The organism is Deinococcus alpinitundrae (assembly GCF_009982895.1).
Lineage (GTDB): Bacteria > Deinococcota > Deinococci > Deinococcales > Deinococcaceae > Deinococcus > Deinococcus alpinitundrae.
Map to the genome: position 1 here is coordinate 1 of NZ_WXZL01000049.1, position 14,960 is coordinate 14,960.

General features: G+C 60.3%; 12 protein-coding genes and 1 pseudogene. 8 read left to right on the forward strand and 5 right to left on the reverse strand.

Going from position 1 to position 14,960, the window contains the following annotated elements:
* The first annotated feature begins 786 nt into the window (after window positions 1-786).
* Window positions 787-5,952: a PDDEXK-like endonuclease domain-containing protein gene (locus GUI70_RS21480; protein WP_161884329.1), complete on the forward strand. Its 5,166-nt coding sequence runs from the start codon at window positions 787-789 to the stop codon at window positions 5,950-5,952.
* Window positions 5,953-6,233: 281 nt separating this feature from the next.
* Here the strand turns inward: GUI70_RS21480 and GUI70_RS21485 are convergent, their stop codons facing one another.
* The 4 genes from GUI70_RS21485 to GUI70_RS21500 all read right to left on the reverse strand — a co-directional run bounded on the left by GUI70_RS21485 (window position 6,234) and on the right by GUI70_RS21500 (window position 9,468).
* Window positions 6,234-6,404 (reverse strand): hypothetical protein, encoded by a 171-nt coding sequence (locus GUI70_RS21485; protein ID WP_161884330.1) that lies wholly within the window; start codon window positions 6,402-6,404, stop codon window positions 6,234-6,236.
* Window positions 6,405-6,423: 19 nt separating this feature from the next.
* Window positions 6,424-7,707 carry a TolB family protein gene (locus tag GUI70_RS21490; protein WP_161884331.1) on the reverse strand — a complete coding sequence of 428 codons (1,284 nt, stop codon included), beginning with the start codon at window positions 7,705-7,707 and terminating at the stop codon, window positions 6,424-6,426.
* A gap of 290 nt (window positions 7,708-7,997) precedes the next feature.
* Window positions 7,998-8,297: a hypothetical protein gene (locus tag GUI70_RS21495; protein WP_161884332.1), complete on the reverse strand. Its 300-nt coding sequence runs from the start codon at window positions 8,295-8,297 to the stop codon at window positions 7,998-8,000.
* A gap of 553 nt (window positions 8,298-8,850) precedes the next feature.
* Window positions 8,851-9,468, reverse strand: coding sequence for a TetR/AcrR family transcriptional regulator (locus GUI70_RS21500; RefSeq protein ID WP_161884333.1), 618 nt, complete (start codon window positions 9,466-9,468; stop codon window positions 8,851-8,853).
* A 91-nt stretch (window positions 9,469-9,559) separates the two neighbouring features.
* On the opposite strand from GUI70_RS21500, the gene GUI70_RS21505 reads away from it, so the two are divergent.
* From GUI70_RS21505 to GUI70_RS21540, 7 genes and pseudogenes are all read left to right on the forward strand, one after another.
* On the forward strand, window positions 9,560-9,994 hold the full coding sequence (locus tag GUI70_RS21505) for an ester cyclase (protein WP_161884334.1): 435 nt from the start codon (window positions 9,560-9,562) through the stop codon (window positions 9,992-9,994).
* A 150-nt stretch (window positions 9,995-10,144) separates the two neighbouring features.
* Window positions 10,145-11,329, forward strand: a complete 1,185-nt coding sequence (locus GUI70_RS21510; RefSeq protein WP_202630549.1) for an alpha/beta fold hydrolase — start codon at window positions 10,145-10,147, stop codon at window positions 11,327-11,329.
* 563 nt (window positions 11,330-11,892) lie between these two features.
* Window positions 11,893-12,525: pseudogene (locus GUI70_RS25100) on the forward strand (TMEM175 family protein).
* A 181-nt stretch (window positions 12,526-12,706) separates the two neighbouring features.
* Window positions 12,707-13,144, forward strand: coding sequence for a GNAT family N-acetyltransferase (locus tag GUI70_RS21525; RefSeq protein ID WP_161884337.1), 438 nt, complete (start codon window positions 12,707-12,709; stop codon window positions 13,142-13,144).
* Complete coding sequence (locus GUI70_RS24720; RefSeq protein ID WP_161884338.1) at window positions 13,035-13,268, forward strand: DUF3761 domain-containing protein; 234 nt, start codon at window positions 13,035-13,037, stop codon at window positions 13,266-13,268. The genes GUI70_RS21525 and GUI70_RS24720 overlap by 110 nt, the downstream gene beginning before the upstream one ends.
* 106 nt (window positions 13,269-13,374) lie before the next feature.
* Window positions 13,375-13,974: a GyrI-like domain-containing protein gene (locus GUI70_RS21535; RefSeq protein WP_161884339.1), complete on the forward strand. Its 600-nt coding sequence runs from the start codon at window positions 13,375-13,377 to the stop codon at window positions 13,972-13,974.
* Window positions 13,975-14,001: 27 nt separating this feature from the next.
* Entirely contained in the window at window positions 14,002-14,667 is a 666-nt protein-coding gene (locus GUI70_RS21540) for a Type 1 glutamine amidotransferase-like domain-containing protein (protein ID WP_161884340.1), read from the forward strand.
* On the opposite strand, the gene GUI70_RS24725 is transcribed toward GUI70_RS21540, so the two are convergent.
* Window positions 14,657-14,960: hypothetical protein (locus GUI70_RS24725; RefSeq protein WP_237725100.1), on the reverse strand; the 304-nt coding region annotated here is incomplete at its 5' end. The two genes, GUI70_RS21540 and GUI70_RS24725, sit on opposite strands and share 11 nt — an antisense overlap.

Sequence of the window (14,960 nt, forward strand, 5' to 3'; positions counted from 1 at the left end):
GAGATGGGATCCAGACGACTTGGCCGTGCTGTTTACAGTGCTGATAAGTTCTTTCTCAGCTCCAGGAGCGGCTTAAACGGAAGTTGTCGGGTACTGAGGAGTAGGAGATGCCGATTCCCCTGTTGACCCGCCCAAGCCACTTGTCAGCTGCATTGAGCGTTTGCCGCAGCGGCTGCACGAGCTGCCTCAAGTACCGAACTAGCCGACGACTTCAGCAACTCACTCGGCTCAACCTTATGTAATCCACCCCCATACACCCGCCCCTCCCGCTTCACGACCTCACCACCCAACGCATTCAGCGCCTTCCAAACAGCCTCCTGGACCTCCGGCTCACGCACAAGCACGCCAAATTCGCGCCTCGGCGTGTGTTGGGGCTGGGGCGTAGTGAAGCGCATGGTGCTGGCAGCCTGGAATGACCGAAACCTTACGCTTAGCTCTTCGGCTTGCGCGCGAGACGGGTGCTGGAGGAGGGAGGATGGTGAACCGCAGGCTGGCCTGCTCAGGATTCTGTCAGGCAGTCACAGCGAAACTGATACTGGGACGTGACCAGGGCAAACTGTTTTCCTGATCCAAGAAACTTCTACACGAGGGCTCTCAGTACACTCCCTTTGCAGGCTCAGGTGATCGCCACCCGGGCGCGCTAGGCCTATAAGAGTTTGTCGGTTACGGTGAGTCAACCCATCCTAGCCAGCTCAGGGCAACACAACTGGCTGAAGATAAATCTGTGCCCAGCTCGGTAAACTGACAGTTGCAACGGGCTGCACAGTGCAGCGAATGAGGAGATTTGTGACCGACGCGACACTAGCTCAGGACCGCAGCCTACGGTTATTCAAATTCCTCGAGGAGTTTACCCAGCTCAAGTCGAAGCCCAGGCGGACCAGCGAGCAGGACGAGATGCAGTGGCTCTATGACCTGCCGCAGCAACCTGAGATCTTTAACGCCGCCCGCCTAGACTCACAAGACAGCGCGGGTGAGGTGTGGGTCGAGATCAAGAAACCCAGGTTCGTGGGAGCTCCTCTGCTACCGGAAATTCTGGTGCCATGGGTGCGCGGAGCGCTGAACGACAGCACCATGACTCCGACCATCCTTGATCAGCGGGTGGTTGAGAGCGAGATTCTGGACGACGACCTGTTGCCTAAGCTCATCAAGGACACCTTTTTTCTGGACCAAGAACCAGATGTACAAAAAATGTGGGAGGCCTACCTGAAGACTTGGTTGGGCTGGGCCACCGAGGAGCAGCGGGTCAAGACCATACAGGCCGCCTACTCGAAGCTTTTCGCCGTGCATCAGAAGCTCGTGACATCCGGTGAAACCTTCGAGCTGGTGCTGGGCCTCGGCTATCTGATGTGGCGCACTCCAGGGGGATACGAAGTTAAGCGGCACCTGATGACAGCGCGGGCTTCTCTCACCTTCGATGCCCTGCAGGGCGTCATCCGCATAACAGCAGGCGGTGATGGAGCACGTACAGTGCTGGAACAGGACATGCTCGACCCGGACCACCGCCCACCAACCGAAGTCCGTACCCACATTGCTGATCAACTCGCCGAGAATGGGGAGGCCGTCTGGGATCATCAGACACTACCAACCCTGCTTAAGACCTGGGCGAACGCATCGGGAGAACGCGGCGAGTTTCTTCTGGACCTGGAACCACCTCGTAATATCAGCGCCGCGCCAACCATCCACTGGGCTCCGGCCCTAGTGCTGCGCAAACGTATCGAGCGCAGCATGACCGCTGCCTATCAGGGCATCGTGACTCAGCTGAAGGACCACCCCGAATTTGCCGAGGGCTTCGAGCGCTTCACCACCGAGTCGGATGCCCCGGTGATCAGCATCACTGAGAGCGAGTTCGGAATCCGGGGCGGCGCAAACGAGATCTACTTTCCTCTTCCGGCCAACACCGAGCAGCGGCGCATCATCCAGCATCTGCGGGTGCAGCCAGGGGTACTGGTGCAGGGACCGCCGGGTACCGGCAAGTCGCACACCATCGTCAATTTGGTCAGCCATCTGCTCGCCACCGAGAAACGGGTGCTCGTCACCAGCCACACTGCCAGAGCGCTGAAGGTGCTGCGGGAAAAATTCCCAGCGGAACTGGCTGCCCTATGCGTGACCCACCTGCACGGTGAGGAGGGGTCACGGGCCACCTTGGAGCGGTCGGTACAGGAACTGCTCCAGCGTTCGGCCTACCGAAACCCTGACATCGAAGTCAAACAACTTGCCGCCCTGAAGAGTGGTCTGGAGCAGGCCCGCCATAAGGAGGAAGCGCTCCTCGATAAGCTGCGCGAGATCCGGCTGGCAGAAACTGAGGATCTCAACCTGTTCGGTTACACCGGCAAGGCCCAGCGTATCGCCGAGCAGCTCCAATCCGAGGAGGACCGCTACAGCTGGCTGGAAGATCTCGGCAACCCGGAACGGGACACAGCGCTGAGTGGTGAAGAGGCCGTGCGTCTGTTGGGTCTACTCCGCACCATGAGCAAGACGGAGATGGACGAACTCTCGATGATGGTGCCTACCCTGGAGTCGCTGGTGCCTCCAGAGGAGTTCGCCCGCGTAGTCTACGCCGAGCGGGGCGCGACCCAGAAGTTCGGCGAGATGCAGGCTGCCCGGCAGCATCCCCACTACAACGCGGTCCGGGATGTCAATCCTGAAACCAGGGCTGGACTGGTCGCGGCACTGCGCGCCCTAACAGGGGGCGTGGAGACAGCCCGGCGTCGTCCGGTAAGCTGGGCGGCACAGGCGGTCGAGGCGACCCTCAAGGGCCAGACAGGGGTCTGGGATAGCCTGCTTACCTTCTCCCAGCAGCAGCTCACGGACCTGACTGCACGGGCGACCTGGCTGGAGGAGACCACCCTCAGCGGCATCGGTGACCACGATCCGGCGACACTGAAGGCAGATGCCCAGGCGCTGCTGGACCACTTGAGAGGCGGCGGCAGCTGGGGCTGGGGATCAATGCGCCCGGCCGCTGTTCGGCAGCGCCTGTACCTCAAGGACACAGCCAGAGTGCGTGGCCGGGCGGCAGATACGCCCGAGACTCTCCAAGAGCTGTTGGATTTTCTGGACCTGATGGCCCGCGCCAGACAGCTCGAAAGCAACTGGGCAGCGGTGGGGTTCATGCCGGTAGGCACACTGCCACTCAGGCTGACCCAACTTCAGGAGCAGCAAGACGCCCTGGCTCAAGTACTGAAACTCAAGAACGCACTGCAAGAAGCGCAGCGGGCCGTGAGCGGCGTGGTGGGTCTGCCTGAGCCGCAGTGGTGGAGGCCAGAAGAGGTAGACGCCGTGATCGCCGCCGCCCTCGCCGTGGACGCGGAACTGACCAGAGAGGCCAGCGCGCAGGTCATTGAGGTGATGCGCCCGGCTCTCGACGCCCTAGCAGCCCAGCCCAGGACCCACGACAGTGTCCGGCTGCTTCAGTCCGCCGTTGCTGGACGGGATCTGGAAAGTTATGGGCTGATGTATCTACGCGTGCAGGACTTCTACCAACGGCAGGCCCGCCTTCAGGATCGGCAGCGCCTGCTGGCCCAGCTCAGCGGCACGGCCCCGAAGTTGGCCGGAGAATTCGTCCGCACGGCAGCGAGCCCGGCGTGGGACAGGCAGCTGGCCCAATTGGTCCCCGCCTGGCAGTGGCTGCGGGCCGATGACAGGCTCACCGAACTGGCTAACCCTGATACGGAAGTCGAAGTGAGAGAGCAGCTGGCCGAGTGCCGGCGCGAGATCCGCGACACCCTAGGCAGTCTGGCTTCCTCGCTCGCCTGGAGCAGCACTCTGAACCGGCTGACCCAGCGAGAACAGATGGGCCTCACCCTCTGGGAGAGCGCCATGAAGAAGCTGGGCAAGGGAACGGGCAAGCACGCCGAGCGGCACCGCCGGGACGCCCGTGCCGCGCTCGAACAGGCCCGAAGTGCCATCCCGGCCTGGATCATGCCGCTGCATCTGGTGGCCGAGAGCTTCACGGTGACGCACGGCATGTTCGATCTGGTGATCGTCGACGAAGCCAGTCAGGCGGGGCCGGAAGCGATGTTCCTGGCGTACATCGGCAAGCAGATCATCATTGTCGGTGACGACAAGCAGATCGAGCCGGACGCCGTGGGAATCGACCGCGATAAGGTCGAGGCCCTGGTGCAGCAGTACCTCTACGACTTCCCCACCAGGAGCGTGATCGGGGCCGCCGACGCCAGCTTATTTGGCATCGGCAAGGTCGCCTACCCGCCAATGCTGTCCCTGCGTGAGCACTTCCGCTGCATGCCGGAGATCATCGCCTTCTCCAGCCGGCTCAGCTATCAGTCGCAGCCGTTGATTGCCCTGCGCCAGTTTGGGGCCGACCGCCTGCACCCGGTGCTAGCCCGGCATGTGCCAGACGGCTTCACCGACGGCCGGACCGGCGACAAAGTCAACGAACCCGAAGCCCGCGCTATCGTCGATCAGGTCAAGGCCTGCATCGCTGACCCCAGGTATAAGGACAAGACCTTCGGGGTGATCAGTCTGCTGGGCAGCAGCCAAGCCGAGCGGATTGCCATGCTGCTGCGCTCGGAGTTGCTAGAGACGGAGATCGAGCGCCGCCGCCTTGTCAGTGGGGATGCGTACAGCTTCCAGGGTGACGAGCGCGATGTGATGTTCCTGAGCATGGTCACCAGCCCCACGGAAGGCCGCCGGGAAACCCTTAGAGCAGACGCAAAGTTCCAAGCCCGCCTGAACGTCGCGGCCAGCCGGGCGCGCGATCAGATGTGGTTGTTTCACTCGGTCGAGCTGTCCGATCTCAAGCCAGATGACCTGCGTGCCCAGCTCATCTCCCACTGCCAGAATCCCGATCTGGGCGTTAGCAAACCGCTTGACCCGGTGCATATCCAGAGGCTGACTGAGGAGGCCAGGCGTCCGAACCGGGGAAGCCACAAGCCGCCCAAGCCCTTCGACAGCTGGTTCGAGCTGGACGTTTACCTCGACATTGCCGGGCGCGGCTACCGGGTGCTACCGCAGTACGAGGTCAACGGGTATCACATCGATCTGGTGGTCGAAGGTATGAAAGGCAAGCTGGCGGTCGAGTGCGACGGCGACTACTGGCACGGCCCGGACGCTTATGCCGCCGACCTGCAACGCCAACAGACCCTGGAACGGGCAGGCTGGACCTTCTGGCGGGTGCGTGGCAGCACCTATTTCCGGGATCGGCACTCGGCGCTCGAAGATCTGTGGCAGACCCTGGATCGCCAACGGGTATTTCCCGACGGGGACGAACGCAACCGGGAAGCTGTGGCCGAGGGCGCGCCAACCCCACTTCCGGATGGGCAGGGTGCCGTCTCTGCGCTCGAAGTCCTGACAACGTCCGCCGTACCAGACCTCGAGCCCGTTCCAGTCGAGCCTGAACCAGGAGGAACTGCTCAGCCGCCCGTATATCTTACCTACACGCTCAGGGCGGACCGGGGACTGCTGGCCCCGTACCGAGAGTGGACCATGCGGACCCTGCCGGACCCGCGTCTGGCAACACAAGAGGAGGTGCTGCGCGGCCTCCAAGAGATTGTGGCTGCCGAAGGGCCGATGCCGTGTCACCGAGTGTATAAGCTGTATGCCAGGGCTGCGGGTCTCAGTCGGGTGGGCAAGGACATCCAGTCGGCCCTCAACAAGGTAGTCGCTTATGGACTCCGGCAACAGACGTTCCAGCAAGTGGACGAGTGGAACAGGGCAGGACAAGTCGACAAGGTTGTCAGGGTCAGGGACACCCCGCCAGTGCGACTACGTGAACGCGGTCCGAGAGACTTCGACGAAGTGCCACCAATGGAATTGGCGGCTCTAATCCAGAGCCTTCTGGACCGGGGCGATCATGCACCGAATGAGCCGCTGGCCCCCGAACCGATCTTCAGAACCGTGCTAGCAGCTTACGGAAGTCAACGGCTGACGCCTAAAGTTCGGCAGTCTCTTGAGCGGGCAGATATTCTTAGAGAAATGGACCCAATTTTATTCTGAACGTTATTCAATCACTACACACTGGTTGAAGCAACGCCCTCATGCTCATGAGGGGACAGCCTCTAGACTGTCTCGATTTGAGGTCCGTCTCTCCAGAAATCGAAGGTCAGGGGTTGCTAAGAAAAATCGACCCCTGTACGGTATTTCCGCGATGAAGCACGCCTAAAGCTGATTATCTCAGCTTGGTCTCTGTGCCCTACTCGCTCCAACTTGCGCTTCCCATTCCACCACCAACGCCAACCTCCGCAGCGGCTTCAGCGCCAGCGCGAAGGTGCTGACAGTCATTTGCTGAAGCCGATCACGGGCCGGTCCACCGGCTTTCGGCGTACCTCCAAGACATTACTGAGGCGCTCGCTGCTGCCAGCACTGAGCAGGAGGTCATCGAGATCGTCCTGCCCCCCGCCGTGCAGGCCCTCGGGGCTGTCGCGGGGATTGTCCTGCTCGTGGATCATGTTTGAGAGCAGCGCCGCTTCATCGCCAGAACAGCCGGCCCCGGATTTGCACGGGATCCCCCTGTGCATCGTGCACCGGCCTGGGTTGATTGTCTTTGGGCCCCAGCAAGTTCAACACACCACTACTGGGATCAACGATCAACACCAGGGATTGCGAATCGGGGGACCAGGCCGGCCCCTCCTCTGTCTGGTCGGTGGATGTCCGCTGCCGAAATCCCCTGCCGTCCAGACCGACCGCCCAGACATCGCCGTTCGAGATGAAGGCAACCTGTTTGCCATCAGGGCTGACGACCGGCTGTTTCAGATCGTCAATATTCACCGCAATGGGCTTCAAGCTTTTCAGATCGAGGCTACTGACCAACAGGCCCGGACGGTGGCCGTCATACCCGGCGTCTTCGGCCAGCACCAGCCGTCCATCGGGTGTCCAGGAAGGACTGAGTTTCCACTCGAACTCAGCCAGTTTCTGCCCGGTACGGGACCGGACCACCACGCCTTTCCAGTCGGGGTAGGCGTCACGGACGTAGGCCACTCGCTGCCCATCCGCTGAGAGAGCCGGTTGTGACACTTCACCAGACTCGCCTTCCCGCTTCAAGGAAACCGTACGCTGGTAACTCTTGTCAGCGATCAGGACTTCTTGCTGGCGGTTGACGTAGACCAGTTCGCCGTTACGCGCTAGAAAAGGATCCGTACCGCTCAGACGTGTCTGTTTCTTTCCGGTGGTGAGGTCTAAGGACTGAATAGCCCCCACGTTGTACGACTCGAAGAACACCAGTGTGCCTTTGAATCCCGGGTTGGGATTCCCAGCACGAGGCTGCTCCGTCGTGGACGGCGTCGCGCTCGCACCGCCATTCCCAGGCACGTTTGTGAGCGGCTTTCCCCGCGTTTTGGCCACCAAAGTACAATAGGTCTGGGTGTTCTTCCCACTGGCCCGGTCCACCAGTTGCAAGGTAAAGCGCTGCTCCTTGAAGCCATCGTCGGTGTACTCATACGCCACATCGAAAACGGACATTTTGCCGGTGGTGAAGGTGAATCGGCCCGCTTCGACATTGTAGATGTATTTTCCGGGGCCGCCATTCTTGTTCTCTAGGTTGTAATTCCCCCGCCCATCCAGGCTGATGCGGTTCAGTACGCTGGGGGACACGTTGGGCAGCAGCATGCCGTTGATGTAATTCATGCTGCTCAGGCGACAGACGTACGTACCGGCGGATGGGACCGGCACCTGTGGTGCTGCCGAGGCGGATGTTCCTCCGAGGATGAACATCGTCACCACACCCACCTGAAGGGTCTGCTTCGGCAAAGTCATGACTTAGTGTACGTAGTTGTGTCGGTACGGCGCACAGGCTTCACCCGTCACCTTCTTCACCTTTGGAGGGTAATGAAGAGGTTGCTCGCTGTTTTGACCGTCTTACTTGGGTCTTCTTCTCTCGCCCTCCAACGCCAACCTCCGCAGTGGCACGAGTGGCAGCGCGAAGGTGCTGACGGTCATCCCAAGGTGACAGTGGTGAACGTTGGAACTTGTACCGCCTGAGACGCACTTATTGTTGGCCCTGTCTGCCGGATAGGGGGGCGAAAGATTAACAGTGGGTGGAGCGGCTAAGTTGCATCTAAGGCATCGCGTTCACGCCGAGTCTGGGCATTGATGAACGGCACCGTGAGGTTGACCAGTTCTTTGAGAGTGTCATACCTGAACTTGTCGTATCGGCCCGTTTCAAGTAGCTCACCATCAATCTCACCGCACAAGAATCTCTGCTGCTTCACATCCATCCAGGCCGTGACCCTCACGCCGTTCTCCAGCAGGAAGTCAAGCGGGATGGTGTTCAGGTAATGCCCGTCTTGGCTGGAGTCCGTGAGTTCATCACGTAGCTGCGCTATGGGAATCGGCCATTCGTCCATTCTTTACGTTACCTCACCCGCGTCATTAAGGACATTCGGAATACCATTGCGAGGCGGAAAGATGAGGGACTCGACCTGTGCTTCGACCCCACCGTCTATAAGGAGCGGAACACAACCGTTGCTGAACCGAAAAGCGGGGAACGCCCGTGGCCCGAGCGCCAGCGCGAAGGTGCTGACGCTTATCCTCAATGAAGCCTGGTGAACGTTGGTAATATGCCGCCTGAGACGCACTTGCCGATGTCCACGCCACCAGACATCAACATCTTCGGCCTCAATAAGAATTGACGAGTAGACAGCAGACCCGATGACAAAATTCAAATGCATGGGCTGGCAGCGGCTTCCCCATCGCCGTCAGTAAGAGGCTGAGCAGCACCTGGACGTTGTCCAGGTGCTGTTTACGCGTAAATGCCGCAAGAATGTCAGTACAAAGCTGTCTAGCACGAGTTTCCTTTGCGTTCACCCACCCCATTCTGAGGGGCAAAGCCGTACTGGACAGCGTTCTTGCAAACCTCAACAGCTCAGGTCCCCTACCAGCGACACGATTCACTTAACTTCAGTCTCGCAATAGCGCCAGACGGTTCACCATCTGGTCCAGCAGTCCAGCAGGCCAAGGAAACAGCGGCGCCACCGCATGCAGCTGGGCCAGCCCATGCAGGGCGGCCCAGAGTCCGGCGGCGTCTGAGAACGCATCGGTATCCGAGGCGACACCTGCTCGCTGGCAAGCGTCAACAGCCTCCAACAATACGCCGAAGGCGCTATGTCCCATCCGCGAAGTGGAGTTGACCTCTGCCGTCGGCTGCACGGTTTTGTCGCTCCACAATCCACCGAACAGCACTCGGTAGCGCTGCGGCCAGCGCACTGCGAAATCCAAGTAGGCCGTCGCCAGCGCGCGCAGCCGCGTCACCGGGTTTGGTCCGACCTGCTCCATCGCTGCCCGTAGATCGGTTTCGAGCAGGTTGAACGTCTCGCTGACGAGCGCCGCTACGATGGCTTCCCGATCCGTAAAGTGAGCGTAAATGCTCGGTGTCGAGATGCCCACCGTGAAAGCGATGTCCCGGAGGGTGACGGCGGCTTCCCCGCCCTCATCGAGTAGGTCGGCAGCCACCGCCAGGATCTCTTGACGCAATTTGATGCCCTCGCCCCGACGGTTGCGTGTTCGAGTCTTGCTCATCTGGCCACTTTACAAGATTAACCTCATGCCTTAAACTTACGGCGTAAGTTTATCACGTTTACTTAAAGCTGCTCGCCTGAGGAGGCACACCATGACCACCACACCCCAACCGCTGACCCCGCTTATTCAGGCCTGGCTGGACCTCTGGAACGGCGACATGAGCCGCGCCGAAACGGTGATCGCCCCCGACTTCACCATTCACGCCGCCATGATGGACGGCAGCGACAGCAGCGCCCTGCGCGGTCCGCAGGGACTGGTCGGCTGGATCACCCAGACGCGTTCTATCGCCCAAGACATGCTCTTCAAGATCGAGGTGGGACCGATCCAGCAGGGCGACCTGATCGCACTGAACTGGCAAGTGACTGGACACTACGCGGGCGGCTTTCCCGGCGCGACTGCGCCCTTGGGCACACTTGTGCAATTTAGTGGCAATGACACCCTACGGGTGCAAGGTGAACAGTTGGCCGAGTACTGGGTCAATGCCAGCATGCACGTCATGCTGGCCCAGCTGAAAGTCGGTGCCTGAGCTGGACCTCGGCCATTTCGCAAAATCCAAGTCAAAAGGGTTCACGAGGAGCCACCCACGTCCCGACAACCCGTGTCAGCGATGGGCGGAGCCAAGCTGATGGTGGCTTCACTTCGACCGACCCACGCGAACCCCGCAGAAGGAACTGACATGATGACAGCACCATACGGCGACGGAACGCTTCCCAAGGGGGTCCGCTCACGCATGATTCACGGGGTCAACGGCCTCGATGTCCACATTCTTGAAGCCGGTTACGAACGCCCCAGCCGGCCGCTCGCGCTGCTTTTGCACGGCTTTCCAGATTTGGCTTATGGCTGGCGACACGTGATGCCAATTCTGGCTGATGCTGGGTACCATGTCGTCGCCCCCGACCAGCGAGGGTATGGCCGCACCACCGGTTGGGTGAACGGCTACGACGCCCCACTGCAACCCTTCAGCCTCTTGAATATGACGCGTGATGCCCTCGGACTGGTCTCGGCACTGGGGTATCGGCGTACGGCGATGCTCGTCGGGCACGACTTCGGCTCGCCCGTGGCGGCCAACTGTGCCCTCGCCCGACCTGACGTCTTTCCCTCGCTCGTGCTGATGAGCGCACCGTTCCCTGGTCCGCCGGCGTTTCCGTTCAACACTGCGGACAGCGAGGCATCAGCGGTTCAACCAAACACCGAAATTCAACAGTTGCTGGCCACGCTGGCTTCGCTTGAGCGGCCCAAAATGCATTATCAACAGTACCTGAGTACACGGGAGGCAAACGATGACATGTGGCGCCCCCCTCAAGGCTTACACGCGTTCCTTCGTGCATTTTTCCACGTCAAGAGCGCTGACTGGCCAGAGAATAAGCCGCATCCTTTGACGGCGCGAACCCCCGTGGAATTTGCTCAAATGCCCACCTACTACATCATGGATCTCGGCAAGACGATGCCCCAAACCGTCGCTCCATTCCAACCTTCCGCTGCTGAGATTCTGGCCTGCAAATGGCTCACCGAGCCGGAACTAGACGTGTACACCGAGGAGTATGGCCGCACTGGGTTTCAAGGTGCCCTGCAGGCTTATCGCGTCCATGCCGATCCTGAGCTGAACGCCGAGTTGCGCCTGTTTTCGGGGAAGACAATCGACGTCCCGTCACTCTTCATCGGTGGGAAGAGTGATTGGGGAACCTATGCGGCACCAGGCGCGGTCGACCTTATGAAGACGAAGGCAGCGACGATGATGGGGGACATCGAGCTGATCGACGGCGCTGGTCATTGGATCCAACAGGAGCAGCCGGGTCGGCTCAGCACGCTCCTGCTCGACTTCATCAAGGAGGTGGGTGGGGTAGACCAGACCAGCAGTTAGGTCGGAGAATGGTTGTGTTGCTCTGGAACATATTGCCCGCTGTCCAGATCACCGTCCCGGCACGTCCGGCACATTTCAGAGAAGCGCTGGGGTTTGGTGGTCAAGGTCAGGTGTTCGCTTCCAGTTTCGCTGCCATAGGTCGGGCGCAACGAACCCCGGCACGCCCCGTCGTTGGCTTCATCGGTTTGTGAGAAACACGGCCAAGTCGATTCCGCTGGTGATGAAACGAGCTGCGCGACCATAGGCCGTGTCACTGAACGCGAAGCCCTCGAGGCAGATTGATGCATTCTGCCTGACGTCCAGTGAGGGTATAGCCCAAGTTGACAGGCTGTTTTTCCTGGCCGTCATCTTCATGAAGGCCATGTCTGCGGCATGTACGACTGACGAGCGTTTCTTGCTTTGAAGCCGGAGTCGTGTGGAGGGGCTGGTGTTGATCGGGTGTCAACTGCTGCGCCGGGAACACTGGAGACTGATTCTGTACATTGTGTTCAGGTCAGGCGGGTGGGCCTCCGGATCAGCTTTTAGCCAACAGACCCAGACTTCGGGCATTTACAGGAGCCACCATGACCAAGCCCCCTAACCCCACGACGTTCTTCAAGACGCCGGGCCGCCTGGAAGCCTTCAGCGACGGCGTCTTGGCCATCGCCGTCACCCTGCTGATTCTGGAAATCAGAGTGCCCTCCACCCACGACGCCTCGACCGTCGCTGAGCTATAGCAGGCACTCCTGGAGCGCTGGCCGTCTTACTTCGCCTTTTTGCTCAGCTTCTTCACCATCTACCTGGCCTGGTCTGGCCATCACCTGATGATCCAACAGGTGAAGACAGTGACGCTGCCGTTGGTGTGGACCAACGGCTTCTTTCTGCTGTTCATCACCTTCCTGCCCTTCCCCACCTCCCTGGTGGCCGAGCACCTGACGAGTCCCAGCGGCTCGCTCGCCGTGGCGATCTATGCGGCGACCAACGTCTGCATCTCGTTGACGTACCTCTACCTGTACACCGTGTCCAGCCAGGGCGACACGGAGCCGAGCCGTCTCAGGTACGCTCGCCTGAACGCTCTGGGCGGCATCGCGATCTGCTCAGCCTGCATAGGACTGGCCTTCGTGTCGAAGATGCTGGCGCTGCTGTTAATTGGCGCAGTGTGGGTCTGGTGGTCGCTGCCACAGCGCGTGGAGTCCCCACAGGCGGCTCCCGACTAATCCCACCCGCTTCAGTTGAACACCAGACCGGCCGTCGTCTGATACCAGCAAGTCGAGGGAGGCCACCCGGGAGCAAGCCCAGGCCATCGCCACGCGGCTGGGCCATCCAGAAGATCAATTCCCGACCATTCAGCCGCCGCAGAACGACTCCTTAACCCTCTCCCTGCCCCCGAGGTCTCTCATGCTGCTCAAGCGACTGCAAGCCGGTGACCGAGAACAAGCCTCCGCCCTGTTTACCCTGATGGCCGAGGTCTTTGACGAAGAGGCTCAACCGCTCAGCGCGGCGTACCTGAACCAGCTCCTGAACCGGGAAACCTTCTGGGCCATCGGTGCCTTCGATGGCGAGCAGGTCCTCGGCGGCGTCACAGCGCATACACTCCCGATGACGCGGAATGAAACCGCTGAGATTTTCATCTATGACCTGGCGGTCGATCCGGCATTCCAGCGTCAGGGCATCGGACGGCGTCTGATTTCGGAACTCCGAACCCAGGCCGCAGCAGTGGGGATCAATGTGCTCTTCGTCCCGGCAGACAACGAGGATCTGGAAGCCCTGGAATTCTACCGGGCACTTGGCGCACAGGCCTCACCCGTCACCTTCTTCACCTTCGACGGAGTATGAAAAGACTCCACTCTGTTCTGACACCAAGCCCGCTGGCGCGTCCGCTCAGTGCCGCGACGGCAGTTACAGCTTCAGCACCCACTGGCGCGGCACCTGCTCACACCACGGCGGCGTAGCCAACTGATACTGAAGGAGGCGCAAGCGAAGTACTCCTCAAAGCGGGCTAGCCTAACCCGGTCCGGTGAAGGCAACACAACTGGCGAATATCCTTGTCAGACGAGGAGACGGTTATGCCAAAAGGTTCTCTGAATCACCCTGAAGTCGCACCCGCTGAGCAAGCCACACCGGAACGACAGTACATCGGGAAGCCCAGCATCCAATACCGCAGCGAGCAACATTCTGTTGGCATTCGCACGATCACGCCGTTCAAAGGCATGTTTGCCGTCGTGGATCAGCTGCTGAAAGAACTGCGCTCGTGGATCAAGGTGCAGGCCGCGACCCCCACCGGGCCCTTCTTCTTGCGGCTCCATGTGATTGACATGGACGGGCCGATGGACATTGAGGTGGGCTGCCTGGTGCCCGAGCCGCATCCCGGCGATGAGCGCGTCAGGCCGGGGACGTTCCCTGCCGGGCGGTATGCCAGCCTGCGGTATTCCAGATATGCACTCAGGGCGAACAGGGCGCTGCTGGACTGGGGAAAACAGGAAGGCCTGACCTGGGATCGCTGGGATGCGCCTGAGGGCGATAGGTTCGGCTGCCGGTACGAGGCGTACTTGACTGACTACCGTCTTGAGCCTCGGAAGTCCGTCTGGGAGGTCGAGCTGGCGATCAAGCTCTCGGACGATCTCCCGCAAGACAGTCCCACCGCGAGTGCCGAATCGATAGATTGAGCGAGGCCATCACAAGGAGAGAAGCCAGTGAAGTTTCTGCTCACTTCCGCTGGGATCAAAAACCCCAGCATCCACGCCGCACTGGTCGACCTCTTGGGCAAGCCCATTGCTGAAGCTAGTGCCCTATGTATTCCGACGGCGATCTACCCCTTCTCTGTCGGGCCTTCCATGGCCTACCGGTTCATCAACGGCACGACGGCCAATCCCATGTGCGAACTGGGCTGGAAGTCATTGGGCGTACTCGAACTGACAGCGCTCCCCAGCATCAGCAAAGAGGTCTGGACCGCCGCGGTCCAGGAGACCGATGCCCTGCTGGTGTTTGGGGGCGACGTCGTATACCTGAGCCGCTGGCTGCAGGAATCCGGGCTATCAGACCTGATGCCGTCTCTGCATGAGACCGTTTACGTGGGAATCAGCGCCGGCAGTATGGTCACAGCCCCAGTGTTTGGTGAGACATACGACGACCCTGAAACGCCCTTCGTCATCAATCAGGGGTTGGGACTGGTCGACTTTGCGCTCCTGCCACATCTGGACCACGAACGTCATCCGGAGAGTTCGATGGCCAAGGTGGAACGAATGGCTGCAGAGGTTCCTGTACCGACGTATGGGATTGACGATCAGACCGCCATCAAGGTCCAAGACGGCATCGTTGAAGTCGTGTCTGAGGGGCACTGGAAGCTCTTTACGCCCTAACAGCGGCAGCGGTCTGGAATGACTGAAGCTTGCCGACTAAAGAACGCTCAGATGGAAAAGGGGCCACACAAAAAGTACCTTGAAGCTCGTACTGGTCAGCCTCGGCCTCTTCGCTGGCGGTTTCGCGGTCAGCCAAGCGCTCGACGCTATCGACTTCACCACGATCGGCAAGGCTGCGCCCACTGAGTTGGAAAACTGAGATGTTGCGGTTTATAGTTTCATGCAAAAAAGTGCGTCGTGAACGGCATTCAGCTGATTCATTTCTAGAAATAACTCCGCGAGGCGCACCTCGG

What these genes read in the sequence shown, in the direction of transcription:
- GUI70_RS21505 (WP_161884334.1), top strand. Translation starts at nt 9,560, where the DNA reads ATGACCACCACACCCCAACCGCTGACCCCGCTTATTCAGGCCTGGCTG.
- GUI70_RS21535 (WP_161884339.1), top strand. Translation starts at nt 13,375, where the DNA reads ATGCCAAAAGGTTCTCTGAATCACCCTGAAGTCGCACCCGCTGAGCAA.
- GUI70_RS24720 (WP_161884338.1), top strand. Translation starts at nt 13,035, where the DNA reads ATGTGCTCTTCGTCCCGGCAGACAACGAGGATCTGGAAGCCCTGGAAT.
- GUI70_RS21490 (WP_161884331.1), bottom strand. Translation starts at nt 7,707, where the DNA reads ATGACTTTGCCGAAGCAGACCCTTCAGGTGGGTGTGGTGACGATGTTC.
- GUI70_RS21495 (WP_161884332.1), bottom strand. Translation starts at nt 8,297, where the DNA reads ATGGACGAATGGCCGATTCCCATAGCGCAGCTACGTGATGAACTCACG.
- GUI70_RS21485 (WP_161884330.1), bottom strand. Translation starts at nt 6,404, where the DNA reads ATGATCCACGAGCAGGACAATCCCCGCGACAGCCCCGAGGGCCTGCAC.
- GUI70_RS21510 (WP_202630549.1), top strand. Translation starts at nt 10,145, where the DNA reads ATGATGACAGCACCATACGGCGACGGAACGCTTCCCAAGGGGGTCCGC.
- GUI70_RS21525 (WP_161884337.1), top strand. Translation starts at nt 12,707, where the DNA reads ATGCTGCTCAAGCGACTGCAAGCCGGTGACCGAGAACAAGCCTCCGCC.
- GUI70_RS21500 (WP_161884333.1), bottom strand. Translation starts at nt 9,468, where the DNA reads ATGAGCAAGACTCGAACACGCAACCGTCGGGGCGAGGGCATCAAATTG.